The organism is Streptomyces sp. NPDC054932 (genome assembly GCF_053610205.1).
Genome location: NZ_JBSGXU010000250.1, coordinates 1 through 9,885, shown reverse-complemented (window position 1 = coordinate 9,885; position 9,885 = coordinate 1). Strand labels below are relative to the sequence as shown.

Genomic DNA, 9,885 nt, shown 5'->3' with positions numbered 1-9,885 from the left:
AAGACACAGACCCACTACACGCCGCGCGACGTGGTGGTCTGCCCCCGGGAAGGCACCCCGTATGGCACCCCGGAAGGCACCCCGGAAGGCACCCCGGCAGGCACCCCGGAAGGCACCCCCGGGGCGCCTGCCGGGGCCACCCCGAGTGCCACTCCGCAGCCCCCGAAGCCCTCCTCCGGACCGGCCGCGAACGGCGTCCAGACGGCGGCCGGCAACCGCTCCGACTGACGGCCGGGGACCGACCGGGTGTGACAATCCGGGCGCGTATCGTGCATGACGGGGGCCATGGGCGCCCGGAAGTGCTACAACTGGGTTCGTGACCATTCCTCGCCACCCGTGCCGGGCACGTCGGTGCGGTCACCTCTAGGCAACCGCTTCAGGACCGTCGCCGGACAGGTATTCGTCCTCCAGGTGGCGATCGTGGTGTTGCTCGCGGCCGGGGCGCTGCTGGCCCTGGTCCTCCAGTCGAAGCACGACACCGAGCGTGAGGCACGCAATCGGTCGGTGTCCGTGGCCGAGACGTTCGCCCACTCCCTCGGCCTCCAGGACGCCCTGAAGACCCAGGATCCGTCCCTGATCCTGCAACCCCTCGCGGAAGAGACCCGCAAGGCCGCCGGGGTGGACTTCATCGTGGTGATGGACACCAAGGGCATCCGGTACAGCCACCCCCAGCCGGACCGCATCGGAAAACGCTTCGTCGGAACGATCGAGCCCTCGCTGGCCGGCGAGGTGCACACCGAGAGCGTCGACGGCCCGCTCGGCAAGGAGATCCAGGCGGTGGTCCCCGTCACGGCGGACGACGGCAAGGTCGTCGCGCTCGTGTCCGCGGGCCTCACGGTGAAGAACGTCACCGGCGTCGTGGACCGCCAGCTCCCGGTCATCCTCCTGGCCATCGCCACCGGCCTGGCCCTGGCCACCGTCGGTACCTGGCTGATCAGCAGACGCCTGCGCCGCCAGACCCACGGCCTCGGCACGCAGGAGATGACCCGCATGTACGAGCACCACGACGCGGTGCTCCATGCCGTCCGCGAAGGGGTCCTGATCACCGACGGCGAAGGGCAGCTGCTGCTGGCCAACGACGAGGCCAAACGGCTTCTCGGACTGCCGGACGACGCCGACGGGCGCCACATCGGGGACGTGCCCGGCCTGGACCGCCGGATGGCCGACCTGCTGCTCTCCGGCCGGGAGGCCACCGACGAGGTCCTGGAGAGCGGAGACCGGCTGCTCGTCGTCAACCAGCGGCCCACCCACCCCCGCGGCCGGCCGGAGGGCGCCGCCGTCACCATCCGCGACTCCACCGAGATGCAGGTCCTGACCAGCCGGGCAGAGACGGCCCGCAGGCGCCTCAAACTGCTGTACGACGCGGGCGGCGACATCGGCACCACCCTCGACGTGGTGCACACGGCCGAGGAGCTGGCCGCCGTCGCCGTCCCGCGGTTCGCGGACTTCGTCACGGTCGACCTGGCGGACGAGGTCATCAACGGGGAGGAGCCCGGTGCGGGCGCCGACATGCGGCGCACCGCGGTCAGCGGCATCCGCTCCGACCACCCGCTCTACCCCGTCGGCCGGCTGATCGACTTCCTGCCGTCCACCCCCCAGGCACGCGGCTACGGCACCGGCCGGGCCGAGCTGGTGCCCGACCTGGCCGACGCGCCGGGCTGGCAGGCCCAGGACCCGCCGCGCGCCCGGGCCATCGTCGAGTACGGAATCCACTCGCTGATCGCGGCCCCGCTCATGGCCCGGGGCGTCGTCCTCGGCGTGGTCAACTTCTGGCGGTCGCAGAAGCAGGAACCTTTCGACGAGGACGAGCTGTCGCTGGCCGAGGAGCTCGTCGCCCGCGCGGCGGTCAGCATGGACAATGCCCGCCGCTACACCCGGGAGCACGCCCTCGCCGAGACCCTCCAGCGCAGCCTGCTGCCGCGCGCCCTGCCCGAGCAGAGCGCCATGGACGTGGCGCACTTCTACCTGCCCGCGCAGTCCGGGGTCGGCGGTGACTGGTTCGACGTGATCCCGCTGCCGGGCTGCCGCGTCGCCCTGGTCGTCGGGGACGTCGTCGGGCACGGCCTGCACGCTGCGGCGACCATGGGGCGGCTCCGTACGGCGGTGCACAACTTCTCCTCCCTCGACCTGCCGCCCGACGAGATCCTGGCCCGCCTGGACGATCTCGTACAGCGCATCGACCACGACGGCGAGGGCGCCGACGCGAACGGCGGCGTACTGGGCGCGACCTGCCTGTACGCGGTCTACGACCCGGTGTCCCAGCGCTGCACGATGGCGCGGGCCGGCCACCTGCCGCCCCTGGTGGTCGCCCCCGACGGCACGACGGAGATCGTGGAGCTGCCGGCCGGACCCCCGCTGGGGCTGGGCGGCATGCCCTTCGAGACCGCGGAGCTGGAGCTCGCGGAAGGCAGCCAGCTCGTCCTCTACACGGACGGGCTGATCGAGGAGCGGACCCGGGACATCAGCGAGGGGCTGGAACTGCTGCGCGCGGCGCTGAGCCACCCCGACCGGGACCCGCACGAGAGCTGCCGGGCCGTGCTCGACATGGTGCTGCCGCCCCGGCCGACCGACGACGTGGCCCTGCTCGTCGCCCGGACCCGGACCCTCGGTCCGGACCGGGTCGCGCAGTGGGAGGTACCGTTCCAGCCGAGCGCGGTCGGCGCCATGCGCAACGCCGCGGCCAAGAAGCTCGACGAGTGGGGCCTCGCCGACCTCGGCTTCGCCACGGAACTCATCCTCAGCGAGCTGATCACCAACGCCCTGCGGCACGGCAGCGCGCCCGTACGCGTACGCCTGCTCCACGACCACAACCTGACCTGCGAGGTGTGGGACGGCAGCAGCACCGCCCCCCACCTGCGCTACGCCGCCACCACGGACGAGGGCGGACGCGGCCTGTTCCTGGTCGCGCAGCTCAGTGAGCACTGGGGCACCCGCTACACACCCGAGGGCAAGGTCATCTGGGCGGAGCTGGCCCTGCCCGGTGGCGCGGGTGACGCGGAGGCGGCCCTGGCGGCCTTCCTGGACGTGGACCCGATCTGACGGGTCCCGGGCCGCCTCGGCCCTGTCGGCTCCCGGGCGGTCAGGCGCCCGGACGCAGGGCCTTCAGCGCCGTCTCCAGCGCCTGGTCCGCCGGTACCGCGACGTCGGGGACGACTCCCACGCCCTCCCAGTTCCCGCCCGTGACGGTGTTGATCGTCCGCGCCATCGGCACCGTCACGAGGACGTGCTCGGCCACCGCGTGCCGGGCCGTCGGATGGGCGCCGCCGCGCGTCGTGGCACCGACCACAACGGCCCGTCCGTGTGCCTGCAGGGTGTACGCCACGTCCTCGCCCCCGGAGAAGGTGACCTCGCTCGTGAGGACGTGGACCGGCCGGTCCCCGTAGCGCGGCGCGGGAAGGTGTGCGGTCGTCCAGTACTGGCGGGTCGTGTCCGAGGCCCGGTCGTAGATGTCGTTCAGGTGCACCTGGTCGTCGGGGAAGAAGTAGCTGCACCACATCGCGGCGCCCTCCGGCGACCCGCCGAGGCAGCCGCGCAGGTCCAGCACGAGGGCGGAGCTGTGCGCGACCAGCTGCATGGCCGCGCCGATCGCGCTCGCGCCCTCGGTGGCGCTCGCGATGCGCCGGATCTCGATGAGCCCGATGTTGCCCTCCAGCCGCTCGACGCGCCGGATCCCCTGGTTCTCCGCCCGGAGCAGTGCGAGGAACGCGGCCTCCCCGCCGTCCTCGTCCACCGGGTCCAGCGACTGCGGCTCGTCCGTCCACAGCAGACGCAGGTGCTTGTCCGGGCAGACTTCCTGAAGGTCGGCCGTCACCGCTTCGCAGAGCGCCGGCCCGTCCAGGCCCTCGTACGCACCTGCCGCGAGCCGGCCGCGGATCGCGGCCTCGATGACAACGGCCTTGTCGGGGAAGACGTAACCCGCACCGATCCGGTCCAGGGCTCGTCCGATGATCTTCTCATTGGTAGGCATGACCGGTCATGCTAGGCAGCCAACACCCCGGTGAACAGTGGTTTTGCCGTCACTGCGGGAGGTCGGCGTACACGGTCCGGGCGGGGGCCGGACGCGGGCCCGGCAGAAATGGGCCGACGGTCCGCGCGGTGCGATGGCTACCATCGTCCGGTGCACCCCGAATCCCGTCCCTGGACCCCGTACCCGAAGATCCCCGCGAACACCCGGCTGGGAGAGGCCCGCGGGCGGAACTGGGTGGCCCACGAGAAGATCCACGGCGCCAACTTCGCGGTCGTGTGCGACGCCTCGGGCGCGCACCCCGCCAAGCGCCGCGAACTGCTCACGGACGGCGGGCTGGACGACTTCTTCGGTGTCGGGCGGATCTGGCCCGCCCTGGCGGTTGCCGCGACCCGCTGCGCCCGGACCCTGCGCGAGGACACCGGAGCCCCTGTCTCCGCAGTCGTGACCGTCTACGGCGAACTCGCGGGCGGTCGCTACCCGCACGCCGACGTACCCCCGACGCCCGGGGCGGAGCCCGTGCAGACCGGCGTCTGGTACTCACCCGAACTGCTCTGGCTCCCCTTCGACGCCACCGTCGCCGACGACGACGGCCTGTGCTGGGTCGGCGACCGGACGCTGCGCGCGGCGGCGGCCGCGGCCGGGCTGCTCTGCGTACCGCTGCTGGCCGAAGGCCCGCTCGCGCGCCTCCAGACGCTGCCGACGGTCTTCCCCACCCGGCTGCCCGGCCTGCTGGGCCTGCCCGCGCTGCCCGACAACCTCGCCGAGGGCCTCGTCGTCAAACCCGCCGGGGAATCCCGCGAACCCGGGCGTCCCATGGCCAAGTTCAAGCAGCCGGCCTTCGCCGAGGACGAGCGGTTCGACGGCTCGCGCCCCTACCAGGCGCCCGCCGAGGGCGCGGCAGGGGTCCCCGGCTGGCTGCTCGCCCACGGCACCGGCCTGCTCACCCCGGCGCGGGCCGCCTCGGCCGTGAGCAAGCTCGGACCCCGTACCCCGCCGGGAGACCTGGCCTGCGAGATCGCCCGGGACGCCACCGAGGAGGTGGCGCAGGCGCTGGGCGGCCTGGACGAGGCGACGTACCGTGCGCTGGAGGGATCCCTGCACGCCGGAGCACTGACCCTGGCCCGCTTCGACGCGGCCGACCGCCGAGCCTGACGCACGGTGCGGGGCCGGACGGCCGGTTCCCCCGGTGCGGTCGGCGCTGTGCATACTGCTGGCATGAAGTCCCCGCCCGCCGCGCGCATCCATCTGATGATCACCTTCGTGCTGGTGACGTGCGGTGCGGTCGGCGGAGCCTGTCTCGGTCTGCTGCTGTCCGGCCGGTTGACGGCCGTGGTCTTCGCGGGCGTGGCGGGTCTCGGCGCGGGGCTGGGATCGTTCTTCTCCCGTCGGCAGGTCCTCGCCCTCTTCCCGCCCGGCCGGGAGGCCGTTCCGGCCGACGGCTACGCCGAGGGCCTCGCCGACGCCGCACTCGTCTGCATCGCGACGTACCGGGCGGCCGTCTTCCCCCTCACCCCCGACGGGGTGAGCGAGGAGGAGCGGGAGGCCCGTCGCACGATGGCCTACCGGATCTCCGCCTACGAGGGCCTGCCGTACCCGGTACGGAACTCGGCGGCCGCCGCCCTCGAGGCCATAGACCACGGCGTGGACCCCGAGCGGGCGGAGACCGCGATGAAGGCGCTCTGCATCACCGTCTACGACAACCGCCGCCCCCGGTGATCCGGTCCGTTCACCTCATTGTGTGATCGGCTGGCCGGTCGACAACGGTTGGGCCTCGGTCCGGCCGTCGGCAGTGGCCTGATGCGGATCATGGCGTTGTCCGGTTATGGAATCTGACGGGATGCTGTTCGCTCGGGCGCCGCTCGACGGTGTCGTCTGGCTCGACACACTGGTACACGATCCGGCCTGCCGGTCGTGCCCGCGTCTGCGGGAGCCGGCGGACGACCCCGAGGAGGACGACGCCGACGGGATCCCGGTGCTGTCGGGCCGGGCCCGTAACTGGATGGTGGCCGCCTCCGCGGTCACGGTCGTCTCGGCCGTGCTGACCGTCGTGGCGAACTGACGGTCCCACAGCGCCCCGACGCCCCCGACGCCCCCGGCGCCTCCAGGGTCCGGACTCCGGAGGGGTCATCCGCCCGGGTGGAGGGCAAGCGTCCACGTCAGGTGGCTGTGCTTGTCGGGCCGGTCGGAGCGTTGTTCGGTGACGGTCACGGTGAGTTCGTCGCCGTCCAGGCGGAGCGCGCCGTGGTACCGCCAGACTTCCTCCGGGTCGACGGGCAACAGCTCGGCGAGGACCGTGTCCTGCAGCCGGCGGTCGACGGCGCGCAGGACACCCGCGTCCAGGACCAGGATGGTGCCGTCCGCCAGCACGAGCGGCCTCGGGGTCTGCGGGCCGGTCAGCCGCGGTCCCCGTTCGACGGCGCCGCCGGGCAGCAGCCGGACCACCCGGCTGCCGGTCGGGAGGTTGCGGTCGGTCTCGACGACGCGTATGCCGGTCCCGACGACGTAGTGGCCGTAGCTGCGCCAGGAGTCGAAAAGGGCGCCGTCCCGGTCGTACGCCCAGGTGTCGAAGACGTCGTAGCCCTCCAGGCCGAGGACGAACCGGCCGCCGCCCAGGGCGGCGCCGCGTGCGCCGCGCAGTTCGGCGACCCGGCTGCCGTCCGCCAGGTCGAGGAGCACGGCGGGGCCGAGGTTGCCCCAGGGCGTGTAGGCCAGGGAGTCCGTGGTGACCAGGACCCGGCCGCCGGAGATGTGGGCGGCGTTGGGGCGGCCGGAACAGGGCGCGGTCCAGCGGGTGCTGCCGGAGCCGTCGATGCAGGTGATCTTCCCGACGGTGCCGTGGATGCGCAGATCCTGTCGCCGGGCGAGCGGCCGGCCCGTGGGACGGGCCGGAGCGTCGGGCGGCAGACCGGCCGCGCGTTCGTGCCCCAGCACCGTGACGCGCCAGGCGCCGCCACGGCCGTTCTCCTCGGATCTCCCCATGGACCGAGATGCTAGGGGGCGTCTTGCCGATCGGGCCGGGATCGTGGTCGAGTCGGCAACACACCGTCACCAAGCTGTGAAGCTTTTACGGGACGCTGGTGCTCACCCAGCTCGGCCCAGCCCGGCGCGTTCCGCGCTTCTCCTCAGGGGGACCACCATCATGAGCACCGTACGCAAGGCCGCCATCGCCCTGGCCGCCGTATCCGCACTGGCCCTGACGGCCTGTGGGCCCACCGAGGACGGCGCGGCGGGCGGGTCCGGGACGCCGACCGCGAGCCCCGCCGGGAGCGCGACCGCGAGCCCGACCTCGGGCCCGTCGGGGTCCGCGAGCCCGTCGAAGTCCGCCAAGCCCACGAAGCCGGCGAGCCCGTCCAAGACACCGGCACCCGGTTCGACCGACCCGGACTTCGACGTCTTCCCGTGCAGCACGTTCGACGTGAAGTTCACCGCCACCCTGGCCGAACCCACGACGAGCAGCTATCTGCTGAAGATCACGAACAAGGGCAGCAAGGCGTGCAGGGCGCTGGGGCATCCGGTCGTGACCTTCGGCGACCTGGACGGCCAGGCCACGGAGCGCGGCGCGGCCCCCGGCATCGAGGACGCGATCAGGCTGGCACCGGGTGAGTCGGCCTACGCCGGACTCATGGGCGGGGCCAACGACGGCAAGGGCAAGACCGTGGGCTCGATCCAGTTGACCATGAACACCGAGTCCGACCTGAAGCAGACACCACTGAAGGCCTCGACCCCCGGCCTGTACGTCTCGCCCGACAAGAACTCCGTGACCGCCTGGGTGAACAACGCGGAGGACGCGCTGAGCCTCTAGCCGTACCTCATCGGTGTGGTGGTGCGGTGTGACGGGCCCGGCGCAGCGGGGTTCATCCGGTCGGCCGAGCAACGGAGGCCGCCTGCGGCCCACCGGGTCAGGCTGTGGTCAAGGACCGTCACCACCGCACAGACGAGGACCGTGCCCATGTCCCACAGCCGACGTATCAGCACCATCGTGGGCGTCGCAGCACTGCTGCTGACGGCCAGCGCCTGCTCGGGCCTGGGCCGGAGCACCGTCGGCATGCTCACCTTCCGCGGACACGACTCGCCGGTCGAGCTGAGCTACTCCAACACGCTGGTCATCGGATGCCACAAGATCGGCATTCCGAAGGGGGCCACGCACGTCGAGAACAACACCCTCGTCGACATCGTTCTCTACCGGACGGAGAACTGCGAGAAGACCGACCGGGCCGACGGGATCTATGTGGCCACGACCCTCTCGAACGTGACGGCCCCCGTGAGCCTGCCCTGGCGCAGCTTCAGCGTCATCCACTGATCCGCCCGCAGGCCGGCCGACCGGTTCCCGCCGCTTGCGGGGAGCCGGTACCTGCCCCATAGTCCGAGGTATGGACGAGCGCGAGGCGGCGCTCCGACAGGCGCACGGCCATGCCGTCCGTTGGCTGGCCAGCCTGTCCGACCGCCGGGTTCCCGCCCGCGCCCAGGTCGACGAGATCGTGCGCGCGCTCGGCATCGAGCTGCCCGACGCGCCGAGCGTGCCCGCCGATGTCGTCGATCTGCTGGCCACGGCCTGTGAGCCGGGGCTCACCGCGTTCCCCAGCGGCCGCTTCTACGGATTCGTGATCGGCGGCACCGAGCCGGCCGCGCTCGCCGCGGACTGGCTGGTCAGCGCCTGGGACCAGAACTGCGTGATGCGCGCGGTCTCGCCCGCGTACACCGCGGTGGAGGAGATCGCCGGCGCCTGGCTGCTCGACCTGCTCGGCCTGCCGCCCGAGAGCGCGGTCGGCTTCGCCACCGGTGCCACCATGGCGAACTTCACCTGCCTCGCCGCCGGGCGGGACACGGTGCTGCGGCGCGCCGGCTGGAACGTCGCCCACGACGGACTCACCGGCGGGCCGCCCGTACGCGTCATCGCGGGTCAGGACCGGCACATCGCCATCGACATGGCCCTGCGCTACCTGGGGCTCGGCCGTCCCGAACTGGTGGCGTCGGACGGGCAGGGACGGATCGACCCCGAGGCCCTGCGGTGCACCCTGGAGGCCCCCGGTTCCGGGTCCGGTCCCGGTCCCAGTCCCAGTCCGACGATCGTGGTCCTCCAGGCCGGGGACATCCACTCCGGTGCCTTCGACTCCTTCGACGCGACGATCCGCGCGGCACGCAGCGCGGACGCGTGGGTGCACGTGGACGGCGCCTTCGGCCTGTGGGCGGCCGCCTCTCCGGTCCACGCACACCTCACCGAGGGCTGTGCGGGAGCGGACTCCTGGGCCACGGACGCCCACAAGACCCTGAACGTCCCCTACGACTGCGGCCTCGCGATCGTCCGCGACCCGTCCGCTCTCAGGTCGGCGATGGGCCAGCAGGGCGACTACCTCATCCAGCACGAGCACGGCGACCCCGTGGACAAGGTCCCCGAACTCTCCCGTCGCGGGCGGGCCTTCACCGTATGGGCCGCACTCAGATCTCTCGGCCGCTCGGGCGTGACCGACCTCGTCGACCGGCTGTGCCGGCACGCCCGCGCCTTCGCCGCCGGCATCTCCGCGATCGAGGGAGCGACCGTCCTCAACGACGTGGTCTTCACCCAGGTCTGTGCCGAGTTCGGCGACGACGCACGCACGGACCGGGTGCTCACCCGCCTCCTCGACGAGGGCACGGCGTGGATCAGCGGCTCCACCTGGCACGGCCGCCGCGTCATGCGCATCTCGGTGAGCAACTGGTCGACGACCGACGAGGACGTCACGCGCACCCTCGACGCGATCCGCCGCGCATCCGACGGCGCGTGAGGCAGGGCGAGCAGCAGCCGGTTCACCCGTGGTCCGGGCACCCGCCCAGGTCGTCTCTTTTGGATCTTGTCGGTCGGGCCCGCGTCGTCCGGTGCCGTGCATCTCCCCCAGCTACCGCTGGGAGGTGCCCCCTGGGCGGAGGAGCGCCGTTGTACT

9 protein-coding genes and 1 pseudogene are annotated in these 9,885 nt (G+C 72.6%); 8 read left to right on the top strand and 2 right to left on the bottom strand.

Annotation, left to right across the window (positions count from 1 at the left end; genetic code table 11):
- Both ACWGE1_RS37350 and ACWGE1_RS37345 read left to right on the top strand, forming a co-directional pair.
- Positions 1 to 228, top strand: a pseudogene (locus tag ACWGE1_RS37350) (hypothetical protein); the annotation flags it as partial.
- Between the two features lie 183 nt (positions 229 to 411).
- Positions 412 to 3,039 carry a SpoIIE family protein phosphatase gene (locus ACWGE1_RS37345; protein ID WP_453424918.1) on the top strand — a complete coding sequence of 876 codons (2,628 nt, stop codon included), beginning with the start codon at positions 412 to 414 and terminating at the stop codon, positions 3,037 to 3,039.
- Positions 3,040 to 3,079: 40 nt separating this feature from the next.
- On the opposite strand, the gene ACWGE1_RS37340 is transcribed toward ACWGE1_RS37345, so the two are convergent.
- Positions 3,080 to 3,967 carry a S41 family peptidase gene (locus ACWGE1_RS37340; protein WP_453424917.1) on the bottom strand — a complete coding sequence of 296 codons (888 nt, stop codon included), beginning with the start codon at positions 3,965 to 3,967 and terminating at the stop codon, positions 3,080 to 3,082.
- A gap of 150 nt (positions 3,968 to 4,117) precedes the next feature.
- Here ACWGE1_RS37340 and ACWGE1_RS37335 point away from each other — a divergent pair, with 150 nt between their 5' ends.
- The 3 genes from ACWGE1_RS37335 to ACWGE1_RS37325 all read left to right on the top strand — a co-directional run bounded on the left by ACWGE1_RS37335 (position 4,118) and on the right by ACWGE1_RS37325 (position 6,026).
- Entirely contained in the window at positions 4,118 to 5,119 is a 1,002-nt protein-coding gene (locus ACWGE1_RS37335) for an RNA ligase family protein (RefSeq protein ID WP_453424916.1), read from the top strand.
- Between the two features lie 63 nt (positions 5,120 to 5,182).
- Positions 5,183 to 5,683, top strand: coding sequence for a hypothetical protein (locus ACWGE1_RS37330; protein ID WP_453424915.1), 501 nt, complete (start codon positions 5,183 to 5,185; stop codon positions 5,681 to 5,683).
- Between the two features lie 121 nt (positions 5,684 to 5,804).
- Positions 5,805 to 6,026, top strand: coding sequence for a hypothetical protein (locus ACWGE1_RS37325; RefSeq protein WP_453424914.1), 222 nt, complete (start codon positions 5,805 to 5,807; stop codon positions 6,024 to 6,026).
- 65 nt (positions 6,027 to 6,091) lie between these two features.
- Here ACWGE1_RS37325 and ACWGE1_RS37320 read toward each other — a convergent pair whose 3' ends face one another.
- Positions 6,092 to 6,946 (bottom strand): hypothetical protein, encoded by an 855-nt coding sequence (locus tag ACWGE1_RS37320; RefSeq protein ID WP_453424913.1) that lies wholly within the window; start codon positions 6,944 to 6,946, stop codon positions 6,092 to 6,094.
- A 160-nt stretch (positions 6,947 to 7,106) separates the two neighbouring features.
- Between ACWGE1_RS37320 and ACWGE1_RS37315 the strand changes: the two genes are divergently transcribed.
- From ACWGE1_RS37315 to ACWGE1_RS37305, 3 genes are all read left to right on the top strand, one after another.
- The gene (locus ACWGE1_RS37315) at positions 7,107 to 7,769 is read left to right on the top strand and encodes a DUF4232 domain-containing protein (protein WP_453424912.1); all 663 of its coding nucleotides are present in this window, start codon (positions 7,107 to 7,109) and stop codon (positions 7,767 to 7,769) included.
- 147 nt (positions 7,770 to 7,916) lie between these two features.
- Positions 7,917 to 8,267, top strand: coding sequence for a hypothetical protein (locus tag ACWGE1_RS37310; RefSeq protein WP_453424911.1), 351 nt, complete (start codon positions 7,917 to 7,919; stop codon positions 8,265 to 8,267).
- A 70-nt stretch (positions 8,268 to 8,337) separates the two neighbouring features.
- Positions 8,338 to 9,729 (top strand): pyridoxal phosphate-dependent decarboxylase family protein, encoded by a 1,392-nt coding sequence (locus ACWGE1_RS37305; RefSeq protein WP_453424910.1) that lies wholly within the window; start codon positions 8,338 to 8,340, stop codon positions 9,727 to 9,729.
- Positions 9,730 to 9,885: the final 156 nt, after the last annotated feature.

What these genes read in the sequence shown, in the direction of transcription:
- ACWGE1_RS37340 (WP_453424917.1), bottom strand. Translation starts at nt 3,967, where the DNA reads ATGCCTACCAATGAGAAGATCATCGGACGAGCCCTGGACCGGATCGGT.
- ACWGE1_RS37330 (WP_453424915.1), top strand. Translation starts at nt 5,183, where the DNA reads ATGAAGTCCCCGCCCGCCGCGCGCATCCATCTGATGATCACCTTCGTG.
- ACWGE1_RS37325 (WP_453424914.1), top strand. Translation starts at nt 5,805, where the DNA reads ATGCTGTTCGCTCGGGCGCCGCTCGACGGTGTCGTCTGGCTCGACACA.
- ACWGE1_RS37320 (WP_453424913.1), bottom strand. Translation starts at nt 6,946, where the DNA reads ATGGGGAGATCCGAGGAGAACGGCCGTGGCGGCGCCTGGCGCGTCACG.
- ACWGE1_RS37315 (WP_453424912.1), top strand. Translation starts at nt 7,107, where the DNA reads ATGAGCACCGTACGCAAGGCCGCCATCGCCCTGGCCGCCGTATCCGCA.
- ACWGE1_RS37310 (WP_453424911.1), top strand. Translation starts at nt 7,917, where the DNA reads ATGTCCCACAGCCGACGTATCAGCACCATCGTGGGCGTCGCAGCACTG.
- ACWGE1_RS37305 (WP_453424910.1), top strand. Translation starts at nt 8,338, where the DNA reads ATGGACGAGCGCGAGGCGGCGCTCCGACAGGCGCACGGCCATGCCGTC.